Below are 16755 nucleotides of genomic sequence, written 5' to 3' on the forward strand. Positions count from 1 at the left end.
GTCTCCTTCGTCGTTTCCGCCCGGCACCGCGGCACGGTGGGAGTCCGAAAACTAGAACTGACCGAGCGCTCGGTCAATAGTTTGGGCGACGGGTCTCGCAAGTTCGCGCAACACTGCAGGTGGAGACCGGGGTGCTCGTTAGAGTGACGTCATGGCAGCATCGGCAGAAGGCCCCCAGGAAATCTCCCCACCCTCCGTCCGGCCGGGACGGACGCGCGTGTCGGCGAAGGGTGAGCACACGCGGGCGCGGCTGATCTCGGCCGCCCGGACCCTGCTGGCCGGTGAGATGAGCGAGCGTTTCACCACGCGCAACGTGGCGGCCCTGTGCGGGGTTTCACACGGAATGTGCCATTACCACTTCCAGAATCGCACCGACCTCATCCTGGCCGTCGTCGAGGACATCCGCCCCGAGTGGATCTCCCCGCTGGAGGCGGCGGTCTCCACCCCCGGCACGTTCGCCGAACGCGCCGAGCGCGTGGTAGATCTGCTCGGCCGGCCCGAAGGCACGGACCTCGCGCACCTGCACTCGGCGCTGCACTGGCACGCGTTGAACGACGACCGGGTGCGGGAGTCCCTTGATGCCGAGTACCGGCGCTGGCGCGCCGCGTTCGTCGACCTGTTCCAGGTCCTGGCCGACGAGCGCGGCGGGAACCTCGACCCCCGTCCGCTGGGCGCCGCCGTCGCCGCCGCCGTCGACGGGCTCGCCGCCGCGGAGTCGCTGGACGCCGGGGTCAATACCGGAGCGGTCCTGCGGACGCTCATCTTCACTCTCGCGGCCGGTGCCTGAGCCGGTCACGGCCCACCCCAGCGCCCGACGGGCAGCCGCGACCATTTTCGGGCCCCGGACTGGCGGGACGGCTCCAACGGGCGCCGGATGTAAGGGGGTTGGGGTACGACGAGCACCTCGGCCGTAGATCCTGCCCCGACGATGACACCATGACGCACGACGACGATCTCGTCGGCCACGCGGCGGACCACACCCGAGTCGTGATGCGCGGGGTGGAGCCGAGGAGGGCTGCCATGTACGGGTGGCTGGGGTGCTCGAAGAGGACCACTGGTCCCGGACCGCCTCGCGTCGCCCACTCCCCACCCCGTCCGACATGACTTCGTGCTGGGCCGTTGGTTGAGAATTGGTGTGACGGCACCGCATATGTACAGGTCGGCCGGACTTCCAGGACCGGACCGGCCAGATCCTGGCTTCGGCTCGCACGCTCGCCGCCGGGGCCCGAACCGGCCGTCGAGCTGCCCCGGGTGATCAGTTCCGAAGGGTGCCTGCGGAGGGTGTGGGAGTGGGCGGTCAGGCACTGGGGTCGACTTCGGGGTGCGTGAACCGCACGGGCTTGTCCAGCGAGCGGGCGTAGGCGATTTCGGCTCGGGTGCTGTCTCCGATGTAGTCGCCGACTACGAGCACCTCGTCAGCGAGCCGGATCTTCGCTCGGTGCAGCTCGCCGAGTCGAACCTTCAGCGCCTCGGCATCGACGGGATCGGACCAGAATTCGTGCGGCGACTTCATGTCGCAACCCGGTTTGACGACAATCCTTCCGGCTTTGGTCTCCCGCAGGTCGGCCTCGGTCATCTCGGTCATGAATCGGGTGGAGCCGCAGATCACGACGATACGCGGCAGGCCCAACTGCTGCTTCACGTCGGCGAGTTTCTCTTCGGGGGTGCCCGGCTGCGGGTATGACACTGGTTCCTCCTGGTGGTGTGGTCCGAGGGACGCCTGCGGAGACGAGAACGAGGATGTCCAGGATCGTCTAAAGAGCGTTTTGTCCTGGCGGGGTGTTTGGTAACTGGCGCGATGTCAGCAGCTTGGGGCGGTCCGTGCCAGCGTGTGAGGATCCGCCTGTGGAGTGTGATGTGTGTGGACGGTCGATGTGGCAGTGGCCGGTGCCGCCGACGGCTTGGGGAGAGGAGATCTGGTCCTGTTCCTGGTGCCATGCCGCCACCCATGTGGGCGGAGAGTGGTTTGAGATCTCGCGACCGCCGTACCTGCCCATGGAGATGCGCTGGGAGAGGGCCGTCGCGGATGGCCTTCCCGCTGGTGTCTCCCACGCTTTCGGCCTCTTCGACAGGACACTGTGCGGGATCCGGGAAACCGGCATGTCGCCGTCCGACCGCTGGTGGCTGCCGGAACGGGAGGACGCCTGTGGTACCTGTCGGGCAGCGGCGGGTGTCATCGAGGACCGCTGGCCGCAAGGACCCACCCCCACGGCAAGCCCCCGTCGTCGACCAGTACCGAGCGTTTCAGACCGCTCTTGCCTCGGTCCACCGGACTGCGCCCGGTGTTCTGGCCACCGCCAGGAACTTTCACGATGCAACCGTCCACCACGAGATTCTCAGGGTCGAGGCCGATAGCCTCGTCGTATGCCTCAAGCGCCAGCCCGTGCAGCCGCTCGAAGAGGCCATTGGCGATGCACTCGTCCCGCCGAGCCCTCATCGTGGTTGCCGAGCAGGTGTGGTCGGCATGCTGCCGGTGGGTGCCTTTCGAGCACGAGGCGGGCCAGGAGCTTGTCGGACACGACCGGTCGGGGATGCGGGGACGGTGGCAGCCCAATGGATGAGCGGCCACTGCCCGCTTGGGCAGGAGGGCTTGGAACTGGTCCCACAACGGGTCGGTGATGGATGAGGGCAGGACGGGCACGTGACCTTCGCTCGGCCGTAGAGGACGTCGACCAGCAAGTCCCGCCCGGGGGGGGGGGCCCGGGGCGGGGGGGGGGGGCCCCCCCCCCCCCGGGCGGGACGAAGGTCACCCGGCCTGTTCCTGCAGGTCCTCTGCGGGAACGGGCGCGGGCATGCGCCAAGCCACGACCGCGCCGGTCACAAGCCCCATGGCGGCCAGCAGAGTGGCCATCAGGAATGGGTCGAAGGAATGCAAGGACGGGGCGAACCCGATCCCAACGCAGACTGCTACCCCGGTCGCACCGCCCAGTTGGTCAGCCGCGCGCTGGATGCCCGACGCGGTCCCGGCGTCGTCCTCGGTGACGCCGCTGACCGCGAGGTACTGGATGCCGAACCCCATCCCGGCCGCGATCAGGAGCATGGCCGGGATCATCGTCATGCCGCCTGCCCGCAGGGCCGCGACAGCCGCGACAGTGGCCATCGCAGCCGTGGTGAACCCGATGCCGGCAAGCACACACGCGCGTGCTCCCCAGCGGCCCAGCAGACGGGGCACGAGCATGGAGAACACGATCAGCGAGACCGCCAGAGGCAGCATCGTCAGGCCCGCGCCCAGCGGGCCGATGCCCAACCGGTCCTGCAGATAGAAGGTGAACAGCAGGAACGAGGTCGACAACCCCCCGCTCAGCAGCATCGTGGCCAGGTTGGCCGCCACACGCGTGCGGTTGGCGAAGAAGCGCAGTGGCAGCAGCGGGTTGCGCGAGCGTGCCTCGACACGCACGAACCCGGCCCCGGCGGCCACCGCCCCTGCCAGCGCGCCAGGGGCCACCCATGCGGGCGTTCCGGGTTCACCGGCCTCGACCACACCGAAGATGAACAGCAGCGGGCAGGCGGTCAGCATCAGCGCGCCGTGAAGGTCAAGCGGCGGGGCGTCCTTGGCCACGGGCCGGTCCCCCTCGACCAGGAAGACAGCGGCCAGCAGCACGACCAGGACGAACGGAACCGAGACCAGGAAGATCCACCGCCACCCCAGGTGGGCGGTGACGATTCCGGACAGGACGAATCCGAGCACGAGACCGCAGCTGGCCACCGCCGCCCACACGCTCAGGGCCCGCGACCGACGCGGACCTTCGGGGAACATCAGCACGATGGTGGCCATCGCAGCGGGCAGCGCGATGGCCTCACCGGCGCCCTGCAACAGGCGCGCGACCACCAACAGGGAAAACGTGGGGGTCAGGCCTGCCAGCAGGGACGCGGCGCCGAACAGGCCGGTGCCGAGCAGCAGCATGCGCCGCCGCCCGAGCAGGTCGCCCAGCCGGCCACCGAGCATCAGCAGCCCACCACCGGTGACCGTGTACCCGACCACAACCCAGGTCAGGGAGTGCCCGTCGATGCCGAAGCCGGCGCCGATCGAGGGCAGGGCGATGTTGACCACGGTCACGTCGACCGCGATGAAGAACTGCAGCATGGACACCGCGCACAGCACCAGCCATGCGCGTGCAGAGGACGGGCTGTGCCCGCGTGAAGAAAGGATGCCTGAGAACATCAGGTGCTCCGTCGCTCAGAGGAAGCTCTGAGCAGCACAAACGTGCCGCTCCGGTCTGATCACGAAACGGCTGGACGTCCAGGAGGAGTGTGTGAGTCGAACGTCCCGCCGCTAGCGGGACGTCTTGGTCACTGCGGCGCAAGCGGCCGCACACGAAGCAGCAGACATGCCGTGAACGCTACCAGGGCGGAGACGCCCGGCTCGGACACCTGCCTGACGTCTCATCTCTTCACTCGCAGGCCCGTTCTACAGAGCTTCCTGGGCACGGGAAGCCCGCCGCCGCGGAGCACCTATCCGCGCGATCTCTTACGGCGAACGACGTGGACACCCTCGCGACAGCACTCTGCGCGACGGCCGGCGACGTGCTGAAGGAGCGATCCCGACCTCCTGGCCGCCGAATGCGAGCTTCTGCGAGAGCGCCAAGGACAGAATCTCATCGGCGACAGGAGCTGCTTCGACCGTGGATTCGAACGCGAACTGTCCGAGCGTGGGGTCCAGTTGCTGCGGACGGCCCGTGAAGGTGAACGGGAACAGCCTGGCGCAGCGCTGTTCAAGCCACTGCGACAGGTCATCGAATCGATCAACGAGACCTTCGAGGGACACCTTGACCTGGAACGGCACCGACGGCGCACACCCGGAGGTGTCCTGCCCACGTCATGCAACGCGTGCCCGCGCTGGCCGCCGCGATCCGACACGACGACGCCACCGGACGAACCGTCCTGCGCTCACCGACCACCTACGATCACTGGCCCCTGGGAACAGGTCGTCTACAGGGCCCGGCGGGCCTCCGCGATCCGCTCCGGGTCCCAGCCGGGGCGGGGCACGGACTCCAGGAGGAGCCGGGTGTAGGGGTGCTGGGGAGCGGCCAGTACCTCGGCGGTGGCCCCCGCCTCGATGACGGCGCCGTGCCGCATCACGATGACGTCATCGGTGACGCACCGGACCACGCCGAGGTCGTGGGTGATGAAGAGGTAGCCGATCGAGGTCTGCTCCCGGATATCGGCGAGCAGGTTGAGGATCTGTGCCTGTACGGATACGTCGAGTGCGGCGACCGCCTCGTCCAGGACGAGTACGGCCGGCTCGACGGCCAGGGCTCGCGCGATGGCGACGCGCTGTCGCTGCCCGCCGGAGAGCTGTCGCGGCAGAGCGTCCGCGGCGCGTGTTCCCAACCCGACCTGGTCGAGCAGTTCCCGTATCCGCCGGGCGTGGTCGCGCTCGGGGAAGTGGAGCCGCAGCGTCTCGCGGAGGGCCAGCTCGACGCTGGTCCTCGGGTCGAGCGACAGGAGAGGGTCCTGGAAGACCATCTGTACCTCACGGGCGCGGGCGAGACGCTTCGCCCGCCCGCGGGCCCGGTCGGTGCGGGACCGGCCGCGCACGAGGACGTCGCCCTCGTCCGCCTGTTCCAGGCCGACGACGATCCGGGCGGTGGTGGTCTTGCCGGAGCCGGACTCGCCCACGATGCCCAGTGATCCGCCGTGCGGCAGCGTGAAGGACACGTCGTCCACGGCCCGTACGGTGCCGAAGGTCCTGCGCAGGCCCCTGACGACCAGCACGTTCTCCGCGTTCTCGCCGTACCGGGTGCTCTCCGCGTTCTCAGGCATCGATGGCACTTCCTTCGAGTCGGTCACTGTGGTGACAGGCCGCGTGGTGGTCCGGCCGGCCCGGCGCGGGCAGCGGCAACGGGGCCTGGTGGTCACACAGTTCGGTGGCCAGCGGGCAACGTGCGGCGAAGGCGCAACCGGTCAGCTCCATTCGGAGGTCGGGAGGCCGGCCGTCGATGGCGGCGAGCCGGCCCTGCGGGTTCTCCATGCGCGGGGTGGAGGCGAGGAGGGCGGCCGTGTAGGGGTGCCGGGGGTGCTCGAAGAGGACCTCGGCGGGTCCGCTTTCAGCGATCCGCCCGGCGTACATGACGTACACGCGGTCGCTGATCACCGCCGCGAGGTCGAGGTCGTGGGTGACGAACAGCAGCCCGGTGCCGAATCGCTCGCGCAGTCTGCCGAGGAGGGCGATGACCTCGGCCTGGGTGGTGACGTCCAGTGCGGTGGTGGGCTCGTCGGCGAGCAGCAGCGACGGGTCTCCCATCAGCGCGGTGGCGATCATGACGCGTTGCAGCATGCCACCGGACACCTGGCCGGGGTATTTGGCCAGGGCGGTGTCGTCCAGCCCCACCGCCTCCAGAAGTTCTACCGCGCGGGCTTCCGCCTCGGCGGCGCTCATCGTGCGGTTGAGCCGCACGCTCTCGGTGAGGAAGTCGCCGATGCGCCGCAGGGGGTTGATGGCCGCCCGTGGGTCCTGGAAGATCATGGCCACCGTGCCGGTGCGCAGCGCGCGCAGCCGCTCGGAGTCCAGGGTGAGGACGTCGTGGCCGTCGACGAGGACGGTGCCTTCGGTGACGGCGCCCGGAGGCAGCAGGCGAAGGGCGCTGCGCGAGGTGAGGCTCTTTCCGGAGCCGGACTCGCCGACGAGGGCGACGGTCTCGCCGACGGCGACGGTGAGGTCGATCCCGTCGAGGACGGGGCGAGCGGTGCCGGGCAGGGTGATCCGGAGCCCCTGGATGTCGAGTGCCGGCCGGTCGGATGTGTTCATCGGTCTCTCCTGGCTACGCGGTCGGCCCAGCGCTCTCCGACCACGTTGAACGCGACCACCGTGAGCACGATGAAGACGCACGGCAGAATCGCGGACAGCGGGTATCCGTGCTGGACGGCGGTCTGTCCGTCGAAGACCATGCGTCCCCAGTCGGGCGTGAGCGCCGGGACACCGAGGCCGAGGAAGGAGAGTCCGGCGAGGTCCATGAGGGCGTAGCCGAAGTTGATGGTGGACTGGGCGAGGACCACGGGGGCGATGTTGGGCAGGATGTGGCGCACGCAGATGTACAGCGCCGAGTGGCCCTGGACCTGGTAGGCGCTGACGTAGGGGCGCTCGCGCTCGGCGAGCACCAGGGAACGCGTCAACCGGCTGACGTAGGGCAGGTAGGCGACGGCGAGGGCGATGACCGGTGCCAGCAGCCCCTCGCCGTAGATCGAGATGATGAGGATCGCCAGCAGCATGCCGGGGAAGGCGAAGACGATTTCGGTGCTGCGGGAGAGGACCGAGTCGAGCCAGCCGCCTCGCCAGGCCGCGGCCGTGCCGACCACGATGCCGGCGACGGTGGAGAAGAGGACCACGCCGAGCGGGCCGAGCAGCGAGGCACGGGCGCCCAGCAGGAGCCGCGAGAGGGTGTCCCGGCCCGCGGCGTCGATGCCGAGCAGATGCCCGGACGAGGGTCCGGCGAGCGCGTTGCCGAGGTCGACGGTGTTGGGGTCGTACGGCACGACGAGGGGGGCGAGCAGCGCCGCGCCGACGACGAGGACGACGAAGGCCAGACAGCACAGGTGGAGCGGTGAGCGAGCCGTGCGGATCCGGGCCGGGCCTGGCCGGCGGGTGAGGACGGCGGTCATGCGGAGGACCTCCTCGATCCGAGGGTGATCCGCGGGTCGACCAGCGGGAGCAGGAGGTCGACGATGAGGTTCACGATCATGAACAGGGCGACGATGATCAGGGAGATGGCCTGGACGGTGGGGAAGTCCTTGGTGGAGGTGGACAGTTCGAGGAGCTGGCCGATGCCGCCGATGCCGAACGCGCTCTCCACGAGGATTGTGCAGACCAGGAGGGTCGAGACGATCAGGCCGCCGGTGGTCAGGACCGTGCCGAGCGAGTTGCGGAACGCATGTCGGCGGATGACGTGGCGCTCGGGCACACCCCGGCTGCGGGCCACCGTGACGTGCTCGCTGTCGAGCGCTTCGAGCATCGCCGAGCGGGTGACCCGGGCGAGCAGGCCGATCAGGTAGAGGGCGAGCGCGATCGCGGGGAGGGTCAGGTGCCAGAGCTGGTCGAAGAAGCCGTCGCCGGCACCACCGCTCGGGAACCAGCCGAGTTTGACGGCGAACAGGGCCTGGAGGAGTACGGCCGCGACGAAGGACGGGGTCCCGACGGCGAAGGTGGTGGTGACCAGGACGGCGGAGTCCGTGGCACCGCCGCGTGCGGCGGCGAGCCGGCCGAGCAGCAGGCCGACGACCACCACCACGACCAGGGCCATCGCGATCAGCAGCAACGTGGTGGGAAGGCGGTCGGCCAGCAGGCCGGAGACGTCGGTGCGGTACGTGATCGACCGCCCGAAGTCGCCCTGTGCCATGTCGCCTAGCCAGCGCAGGTACCGGACGAAGAAGGGGTCGTCCAGGTGGTACTGGGCGCTGATCGCGGCGAGGGCCTCGGGCGAGGCCGAGCGGCCCGAGAGCAGGAAGCTCGCGGGGCTTCCCGGCGCGAGGTACATCGCGCCGAAGACCACGAACGACGCGCACAGCAAGGTGGCGATCATCTCCGCGAGCCGCCGTGCGGCGAATCTGGTGAAGCTCACGGTGCGGCCCCCACATCGGCGGCCCACGGGTAGTACATGTAGGAGATGGTGGTGGGTGCGCCGCTGATCCTCTTGTTGAGGAAGACCGCGGTGGGCCACTCGGCGACCGGGATCCACAGCAGCTGCCCGGCGGCGTGCTTCTGCAGCTCCACCTCGATCGCCAGGCGCTCGTCCGGGTCGTACGCGGCGGTCGCCCGGTCGATGCCTTGGTCGTACTTCTTGTCGCTGTAGCCGGCGAAGTTCAAGTAGGCGCCGGTCCTGAAGTTCGACAGCAGGTCCAGCGGGTCCGTGATGTTCTGGTAGGAGGTGTAGGGGAACAAGTCGATGCCCTCGCGCGCATTCGGGTCGGTGAACAGCGCGGTGAAGGCGTTCGGGGCGATGGTCTTGAGGCGGATGTCCAGGCCGATCCGGGTGCCGGCCGCCTGGACGGCGGTGGCGAGGAGGGAGACGTCCTGGCCGATGGAGCTGGTGGCAACGGTCAAGGTCTTGCCGGAGGCGCCGGCCTCCTTGATCAGCTTCGTGGCCTTCTCGATGTCCCGCTCGGCGGGTGGCAGCGAACCGAAGGCGGCTTGTGCGGTCCGCTTCGAGGCCCCGGCCCAGGAGGCCCGGGGGGTGAGCGAGTTGGTGGCGGTGCCCGCGCCGCCGAGTCCGGCCTTGACGAACCCGGAGCGGTCCAGGGCCAGGGACAGCGCGCGGCGCACCCGGACGTCACCGAGCGGCCCCTTCATGTTGGTGACGTTGACGTTGACCGTGGTCAGGCCCTCGCCGAAGTAGAGGGTTCCGGCGCCGCTGTTCTTGAGCCGTCCGTAGCTCTCGGTGGGGATGAGGTAGCCGCCGTCGGCCTCCCCGCTGAGCAGGGCGTTGGTACGGGCCGAGGGGTCGGTCATGAAGCGGAAGACGACCTTGCCGGCCCTGGCCTTCTTGCCCCAGTAGCCGTTGAACCGGTCGAGTTCGACGGATTGGCCCTTGCTCCAGGTGCCGAGCTCGAACGGGCCGGTGCAGGCGAGGCCACCGGAGGTGCCGTAGTCCTTGCCGGCGGCCTCGACACCGGCCTTGGAGGCGACCACGCCGGCGGCGGTGGCCATGTACTGCGGGAACTGGGAGTCGGGCTTCTTGAGCCCGACGGTGACCTGGAGCGGACCGGTCTTCTTCACGGAGGCGACGTTCTGGAAGATCTGGGCCCATGCGGCGGCGTTGTCGGGGTCGGTCTGCCGGCCGAGGCTGAAGACCACGTCGTCGGCGGTCATCACCTTGCCGTTGTGGAAACGCACCCCCGGGCGAAGGTCGTAGACCCAGGTGGTGGGGTTCGGGTTGGATGCCTTGCGAGCCAGGCCGGGCTCCATGGTGAGGTTCGGCGTCCAGCGCATCAGGCTCTCGCACACGTTGGAGAGGATGGTGTTCTGCGGGTAGTCGAACGCCATGGTGTAGTCGAGCGTGGGCGGCTCGGCGTAGGTGGCCCAGGTGAAGGAGTCGATCTCGCCCCTGGCGGCGGGCGTGCCCTTCGAGAGGGTGAAGTCGCCGGGGTGGCTCCCCTCGTCCTTGGGCGGTCCCGAACAGGCCGCGACCAGGGCTGCGGAGGTCAGGAAGGCGGCCATGGCGGCCAGGCTGCGGGAGGGCGGCCCACCGCGCGGCGCCCTCGCGCGTCTGCCGGTGCGGGGTACGGGTGTGCTCATCGTCGCGCTCTCTTTCCGTACGTCGTGTGCGTACGCGATGGGGGAGGCCGCCGGACCCGGGAAGGGCCCGGCAGGAGCCGGCGCGTCCGGTCCGGGTCACGCGCCGGGGCGGACGGCGGGGATCTGCTGCGTGATGCAGTGCACTCCCCCGCCGCCGAACGCGATCACGGGCGCCCGCACGCCGACGACCTTGCGGCCGGGGTAGGCACCGGCGATCACCGCGAGGGCGTCCTCGTCCTGGGGCACGCCCGCCACCGGGACGACCACGCCCGCGTTGGCGACGTAGTAGTTCAGATACGACACCTCGACCTCGCCACCGGCCACATCGGCGAACGCGGTCTGCGGGACGTCGATGATCTCGAACGGGCGGCCGTCGGCATCGGTCGTGGCCTCCAGTACCGCGCGGTTGGCACGCATGCGGGCGTAGTCGGGGTGCGCGGGGTCGGCGGGCAGCGAGACGACGACCTTGCCCGGGGCGGCGAAGGCGCAGACTCCGTCGACGTGGCCGTCGGTCTCGGTGTCGAGGAGCCCGCCGTAGGGAAGCCAGACAACCTTGCGGACGCCCAGCCGGGACTTCAGCTCGGCCTCGATCTCGTCCCGGTTCATGCCGGGGTTCCGGTTGGGGTGCAGAAGGCACTGTTCGGTCGTGATCAGCGTGCCCTCGCCGTCGACCGTGATCGCCCCGCCCTCAAGGATCATCTCGGAGGCGATGCGCTCCACCCCGAGGTGGTCGAGGAGCAGCGCGCTGATCCGGTCGTCGGAGTCGTACGGGTGGTGCTTGCGGCCCCAGGCGTTGAAGCGGAAGTCGACACCGGCCCGGCGCCCGTCGCCGTCCAGGACGAACAGCGGCGCGGAGTCACGGAACCAGGAGTCGTCCAGCGCGAGCTCCACGACGGTGATCTCCGGTCCGCAGCAGGTCCGGGCGTCCTCACCGTGGCCGGGCGGAGCCACCATCGTCACCGGTTCGAACTCCGCGATCGCCCGGGCGACGTTCGCGTACTCCTGCCTGACATCGTTCAGCACGCTGCCCCAGAGGTCGGGGCGGGTGGGCCAGGCCATCAGGCATCCCTCGTGCTCGGACCACTCGGCGGGCATACGGAAGGCGGTCATCTGAGATCTCTCTTCTTTCGCCAGCGGTACCGGTCGGCGGCGAGCCGGCACAGGGCCGGGTCGGGCCGGGGACGAGTACGTGGTGGATGGAATCTTCCACTTGACTGAAAACTCAGTCAAGAGTGAAATCGGGAGTCGTTCGCCTTTCGGGAACGCAGTGGCGCCGGATCAGAGGAAGTAGAGGCGGCTGAGCGAGACCTCTTGGGCCGGCTCGGACCGCAGGGGCGTCCCGTCGAGCGTGACCAGGCCGGTGCGGCCGTCGACCTGGACGTCTCCCAGCCGAGTGTTGCCGATCATGTCCGCGGGGCCGATGCCCCGGGTGCCGCGCACGGCGACCCGGCGCCGGCGGGTGGTCATGCCGTCGTACGGGCGGCCCGAGGATCCGGACTCGGCGGCGGCGCGGCTGACGAAGGCCACGGAGATCTCGGCCGGGGTCGCGCCGTGGGCACCGAACAGGGGGCCGAGGACAAGGGGTTCACAGGTGTCGGTGGCCGCGTTGGGGTCGCCCGTCACTCCGTAGGCGGGGAAGCCGTTCTTGATGACCATCTGCGGCTTGGCCCCGAAGAACGGGGGGCGCCACAGCACGATGTCGGCCATCTTCCCGACCTCGATGGAACCGATCTCGTGCGCGAGGCCATGGGCGATCGCCGGGTTGATGGTCAGCTTGGCGATGTAGCGGAGCACGCGCGCGTTGTCGTCTCCCCGCCCGTCGCCTTCGAGCGGGCCGGCCTCGGCCTTCATCTTGCCCGCCATGGCGAACGTGCGCCGGATGGTCTCCCCCGCCCGCCCCATGCCCTGCGCGTCGGAGGAGGTGATCCCGATCGCGCCGAGGTCGTGCAGGACGTCCTCCGCACCCATCGTCCCGGCCCGGATCCGGTCGCGCGCCATGGCGGCGTCGCCGGGCAGGTCCGTCTTGAGCGCGTGGACGGAGACGATCATCCCGTAGTGCTCGGCCACCGCATCCCGCCCGAACGGCAGCGTCGGGTTGGTGGAGGAGCCGATGACGTTCGGCACACCGGCCATCTTCAGCACGTTCGGTACATGTCCGCCGCCGCAGCCCTCGATGTGGAAGGCGTGGATCGTCCGGCCCTCAAGAACCTTCAGGGTGTCCTCGACCGACAGGCACTCGTTCAGGCCGTCCGAGTGCAGCGCGACCTGTACGTCGTGCTCCTCGGCCACCCGCAGCGCCGTATCCAGGGCCCGGGTGTGCGCGCCCATGTCCTCGTGCACCTTGAAACCCGACGCCCCGCCCTCGGCGAGCGCCTCCACCAGTGGCGCCGGGTCGGACGACGAACCGCGCGCGAGGAAGCCGATGTTGACCGGCCAGGCGTCGAAGGCGTTGAAGGCGTGCTTCAGCGCCCACGGCGAGTTGACGCCGACACCCCAACTCGGGCCTATCTCCTGTCCGATGACGGTGGTGACACCGCTGGCGAGCGAGGCCTCCATGATCCGGGGCGACAGCAGGTGCACATGGGTGTCCACCGCCCCGGCGGTGGCGACAAGGCCCTCCCCCGGGATCATTGTCGTCCCCGTACCGACGACGACGTCGACATTGTCGAGGGTATCGGGGTTGCCGGCCCGCCCGATCGCGCTGATCCGGCCCTCACGGATCCCGATGGACACCTTGCGGATACCCAGCACGGCGTCGATCACCAGCACATTGGTGATCACCACGTCGCAGGTCTCGCGGACGGCCGCGGCCTTCAGGTGCATCCCGTCCCGGGCCGTCTTGCCGAAGCCGGCGAGAAACTCGTCGCCCGGCTTCTGCGCGTCGGCCTCCACCCGGACCACTAGGCCGGAGTCGCCGAGCCGCACCCGGTCACCGGCGCGCGGGCCGTGCACGGAGGCGTACTCGTACGGATCGATGTGGCGGCTGTGCCCGGGGGCGCAGTGGTCGCTGTGCCTGGTCTGCTTGCTCACAGAGTCGTCCCTTCCCGGGCCGCGGCGGCATCGCCGTACGGGCCGCATGTGCGGTCCACTCCGAGGTAGCCGCAGGCCGCCGCCCTGCGCAGGGCCCCTTCCTTCGCGCCGGGCGCGTCGAGCGGGCCGTCGACCAGGCCCGCGAAACCGATGGCGACCCGGGCGCCGCCGATCGGGACCAGGCCGATCTCGGCCTCGCCGCCCGCGTCGAAGCGGAAGGACGCGCCGGCCGGGATCGCCGGCCGCATTCCGTAGGCGGCGGCCCGGTCGAAGTCCAGGCGCGGGTTCGCCTCGAAGAAGTGGAAGTGAGAGGTGACGCTGACGGGCACCGCCGCGGTGTTGCGGACGAACAGCGTCCTGACGGGCTCCGGCCCGTCGATGGCGTCCGAGGCGGGCAGCACGGCGCCCGGGGCACCGTCGTTGCGCTCCCGCTCTCCGAACGGATCGGCAATCGCCGCGAGCCGCGTGCCGTCGTCGAAGACGGCCTCGACCTGGATCTCGGTGACCACGTCGACGACGCCGGGCAGCACGTCGTCGGGACCGAGGACGGAGCGGGCCCGCTGGATCGCCTCGGCCAGACGCAGGCCGTCGCGGGCGGCCTCGCAGACCGTGTCCGCGACGAGCGCGGTCGCCTCGGGGACGTTGAGCCGGAGCCCGCGGGCGTGGCGGGCCCGGGCGAGTTCGGCGGCGGTGAACAGCAGCAGGCGGTCCCGCTCGGTGGGAGTCAGCGGCATGACGGCCCCCGACCAGTTCCCCCGACGCATACGCCGGTCGAAACCATGGTGTTCATTCCTTCTCCGGAAGGTGTGCGAGATACCTGTACGACACGGCCGCCGGGCGCCCCGGAAACAGGCGGGGGCGCCATGGGCCGAGAAGAACCTCGGCAGGTGTGGGAAGTCGGCCGAACGCCTGCGAGAGCAATCCGTTCTCGGCGATGGCATCACTGTGACACTGACTGAAAAACCAGTCAATACTTCGGGTGAATTCCTGCCGTCGGCACGGGACACGCCAGAACACGGGCCTGCCCGAGTGAGGGCCTGCCTGGGTGAGGGCACGTCTGGGTGAGGGGCTGTCGGCGGGATGGGCTCGCGGCACACCGTGGCGCCGCAGCAAGGTGACGTCCGGGCTCAGCCGAGCGCGGTCAACTCCGCGTCGACGGCGCCCCGTAGCAGGGCGCGTGCGTGATCGATGCGGATTCCACCGCTGAGCCAGCGCATGCTGAGCCCTTCGAGGAGTGCGGTGAGCCGCTCCCCGGCCGAGGCCAACGCCGCCGCCGGCGCCATGGGCTGCACCTGGCCGAGCAATGCCGCGATCTCCTGCGCCCACACCAGTGTGGCCCGGGCGAGGTCCTCGCGCAGCAGCTCGTCGAAGACGGCACTCGCCCGCAGCTCGCCCCAGGCCGCGCTGTTCTCCCGCACCTCGATGGTGTCCTGGAGCTCCAGGAGCAGTGTTTCCTCAAGTTCTTCGCGCGGGCTCAGCGGCGGGGCGTCCGGATCGCGTTCGGTGGTGTAGCGCTCGGCGCGATCGCTGATGTACTCCAGCGTGGCGCGCAGGATTCCGGAACGGTCCTTGAAGTAGTAGTAGATGAGCGCCGTGGACACCCCGGCCTCTGTCGCGAGCTCGTCCACGCGCAGCCCACGGATGCCGCGCCGGGCGATGACCCGTGCGGCCGCTTCGAGGATCTGAGTACTGCGAGATGCCATCCCTGAACCCTACCGGGTGGCTTCCGTTGTGCTCCGCACGGCTGTGGGGTGGCATCCGGGCCCCGGCCCCAGGTCACCCGGCGCGGCGATAGTGGTCCACGACGACTGTGACGGAACCGCCGTCCGGGGCCGCTTCGACGAGGCGCGCGATCACGATCTCCTTCTGATCCGCACTCCGCAGGCAGAAGGGCCATTCGTCCGCGAGCTCGGTGAAGGGCAGCGCGGTCACCGGCTGTGTCTCGATCCCGCGGACGCATTCGGCCACACTCAGGTCGTCACCGGTCGCGATGAAGGCGTCGCTGTCCTCCGGCAGGACGAACGCGTCGCCACTGCCGGCGAGGTACCAGGCGGCCGTGTCCTGAGGGACGACCCTTCCGGCACGGAGATCGAACTCGTAGGAGGTGTCGGGCGAAGTGAGTTCGACGTTCGCATAACCCGGTGCGTACGCGGCCGGGCCGGAGGACCGCGGCAAGGAGGTCGGCCCCGCGGTGACGGGCGGACCGGCGGACGGTGGCACGGCGGCCTCGGACGGTCCCGTGTCGTCCTCCGACGGATGGTCGAGGTAGCGGACCGCCGCCCCGCCCACCAGCAGGGCGACGAGCACCACGAGGGCGGTGAGGGCCAGACGTCCGCCGCGCCGGGGAGCACGCTGTGACCGTGGCGGGTGCGCCGCCCCGCCGCCCGCGGGGGTGGGGGGCGGCGCGGCGCCGCTCCCGGAACGGACATGGGGAACCGCGCCTTCGAGGACGGTGACCGTGGCCCGGACATGCGTCGGCGCCGGTCCCGCGCCGTGCCTCGCGATGTCGTCGTCGACCTGGTGGGGAAGCCAGTCGTCGGCGAACTCGGGCCGTCCACCGACGACGGGATGGACATGGACGGCCGCGATCAGTTCGACGGGCGCCGGCCGGTCCTCGGGATTCTTGGCCAGGCAGCGCGCGAGCAGGTCACGCAGCTCGGGCGGCACCCGGGCGAGGTCGGGTTCCTCATGGACCACGCGGTACAGAGCGGCGGATTCCGGCCCGTTCCCGAAGGGCGGCGCACCGCTTGCCACGTACGCGGCGAGTGCACCGAGGGCGAAGACGTCGGTCGCCCCGGTCACGGGGAGACCGACCGCCTGCTCGGGCGCCATGAACGCGGCGGTGCCGATGCGCAGCCCCGTCGCGGTCAGCGCGGCGGCGTCGGCCGCCCGTGCGATGCCGAAGTCGATCACACGGGGACCGTCGGCGGCGACGAGGACGTTGGCCGGCTTGAGGTCGCGGTGGACGACTCCCACGCCATGGATCGCCTGGAGGGCCTCGGCGATGCCGGCTACGAGCAGCAGCACCGTGCGGACCGGCAGCGGACCGTGCCGCTGGACCACCTGCTGAAGGGTCGGGCCGGCGACGTACGCCGTCGCCAGCCACGGCGTACGGGCGTCCACCCCGAAGTCCACCACCTGCGCCGTGAACAGACCGTGGATCCGGCGGGCACTGGCCACCTCCTGGGTGAAGCGCTCACGGAACCCGGGGTCCGCGGCGAACTCCTCCCTGACCGCCTTCAGGGCGATGGGACGCCCACCCGGGGTGTACGCCAGGTACACCACGCCCATCCCGCCCGCGCCCAGCCGGGCATGGAGGCGATAGCCACCGATCGAGCGGGGGTCGTCGGAGGACAGGGCCGTGTGAGCGGGCTGTGCACCGGGAGGCTGAGCAGACATGCGGGGCTCTTTCGGCGAGGTGGAACGGGGTGACGAGCAGAGGGTCCGAGTCGCGAGCGCGGAACCGACGCCCCGGCCCGGGTACCGGGAGCTCATTC

Annotated in this window: 14 protein-coding genes; 1 reads left to right on the top strand and 13 read right to left on the bottom strand. The window is 70.2% G+C overall.

Annotated features, from left to right (window positions below):
• Positions 1 to 151: 151 nt before the first annotated feature.
• Positions 152 to 787 carry a TetR/AcrR family transcriptional regulator gene (locus tag ACGF8B_RS11975; protein ID WP_392737161.1) on the top strand — a complete coding sequence of 212 codons (636 nt, stop codon included), beginning with the start codon at positions 152 to 154 and terminating at the stop codon, positions 785 to 787.
• A gap of 510 nt (positions 788 to 1297) precedes the next feature.
• Here the strand turns inward: ACGF8B_RS11975 and ACGF8B_RS11980 are convergent.
• The 13 genes from ACGF8B_RS11980 to ACGF8B_RS12040 all read right to left on the bottom strand — a co-directional run bounded on the left by ACGF8B_RS11980 (position 1298) and on the right by ACGF8B_RS12040 (position 16657).
• On the bottom strand, positions 1298 to 1687 hold the full coding sequence (locus ACGF8B_RS11980; protein WP_392737163.1) for a hypothetical protein: 390 nt from the start codon (positions 1685 to 1687) through the stop codon (positions 1298 to 1300).
• A 1059-nt stretch (positions 1688 to 2746) separates the two neighbouring features.
• Positions 2747 to 4090: an MFS transporter gene (locus tag ACGF8B_RS11985; protein ID WP_392737434.1), complete on the bottom strand. Its 1344-nt coding sequence runs from the start codon at positions 4088 to 4090 to the stop codon at positions 2747 to 2749.
• Between the two features lie 378 nt (positions 4091 to 4468).
• Positions 4469 to 4783: a hypothetical protein gene (locus ACGF8B_RS11990; protein ID WP_392737164.1), complete on the bottom strand. Its 315-nt coding sequence runs from the start codon at positions 4781 to 4783 to the stop codon at positions 4469 to 4471.
• 146 nt (positions 4784 to 4929) lie between these two features.
• Positions 4930 to 5763 (bottom strand): ABC transporter ATP-binding protein, encoded by an 834-nt coding sequence (locus ACGF8B_RS11995; RefSeq protein ID WP_392737165.1) that lies wholly within the window; start codon positions 5761 to 5763, stop codon positions 4930 to 4932.
• Positions 5756 to 6748, bottom strand: a complete 993-nt coding sequence (locus ACGF8B_RS12000) for an ABC transporter ATP-binding protein (protein ID WP_392737167.1) — start codon at positions 6746 to 6748, stop codon at positions 5756 to 5758. The genes ACGF8B_RS11995 and ACGF8B_RS12000 overlap by 8 nt, the downstream gene beginning before the upstream one ends.
• Positions 6745 to 7599: an ABC transporter permease gene (locus ACGF8B_RS12005; protein ID WP_342282253.1), complete on the bottom strand. Its 855-nt coding sequence runs from the start codon at positions 7597 to 7599 to the stop codon at positions 6745 to 6747. Before ACGF8B_RS12005 ends, ACGF8B_RS12000 begins: the two co-directional genes overlap by 4 nt.
• Positions 7596 to 8555 (bottom strand): ABC transporter permease, encoded by a 960-nt coding sequence (locus ACGF8B_RS12010; protein ID WP_392737170.1) that lies wholly within the window; start codon positions 8553 to 8555, stop codon positions 7596 to 7598. The genes ACGF8B_RS12005 and ACGF8B_RS12010 overlap by 4 nt, the downstream gene beginning before the upstream one ends.
• Positions 8552 to 10228, bottom strand: a complete 1677-nt coding sequence (locus tag ACGF8B_RS12015) for an ABC transporter substrate-binding protein (RefSeq protein ID WP_392737172.1) — start codon at positions 10226 to 10228, stop codon at positions 8552 to 8554. The genes ACGF8B_RS12010 and ACGF8B_RS12015 overlap by 4 nt, the downstream gene beginning before the upstream one ends.
• Positions 10229 to 10324: 96 nt before the next feature.
• Positions 10325 to 11338: an agmatine/peptidylarginine deiminase gene (locus ACGF8B_RS12020; RefSeq protein WP_392737174.1), complete on the bottom strand. Its 1014-nt coding sequence runs from the start codon at positions 11336 to 11338 to the stop codon at positions 10325 to 10327.
• 168 nt (positions 11339 to 11506) lie between these two features.
• Positions 11507 to 13258, bottom strand: coding sequence for an urease subunit alpha (locus ACGF8B_RS12025; protein WP_392737176.1), 1752 nt, complete (start codon positions 13256 to 13258; stop codon positions 11507 to 11509).
• On the bottom strand, positions 13255 to 13992 hold the full coding sequence (ureA, locus tag ACGF8B_RS12030; RefSeq protein WP_392737178.1) for an urease subunit gamma: 738 nt from the start codon (positions 13990 to 13992) through the stop codon (positions 13255 to 13257). Before ureA ends, ACGF8B_RS12025 begins: the two co-directional genes overlap by 4 nt.
• A 393-nt stretch (positions 13993 to 14385) precedes the next feature.
• Complete coding sequence (locus ACGF8B_RS12035) at positions 14386 to 14961, bottom strand: TetR/AcrR family transcriptional regulator (RefSeq protein WP_392737179.1); 576 nt, start codon at positions 14959 to 14961, stop codon at positions 14386 to 14388.
• Positions 14962 to 15034: 73 nt separating this feature from the next.
• Positions 15035 to 16657: a serine/threonine-protein kinase gene (locus tag ACGF8B_RS12040; protein WP_392737181.1), complete on the bottom strand. Its 1623-nt coding sequence runs from the start codon at positions 16655 to 16657 to the stop codon at positions 15035 to 15037.
• Positions 16658 to 16755 lie beyond the last annotated feature (98 nt).

Source organism: Streptomyces sp. NPDC047917 (genome assembly GCF_043204345.1).
GTDB lineage: Bacteria > Actinomycetota > Actinomycetes > Streptomycetales > Streptomycetaceae > Streptomyces > Streptomyces sanglieri.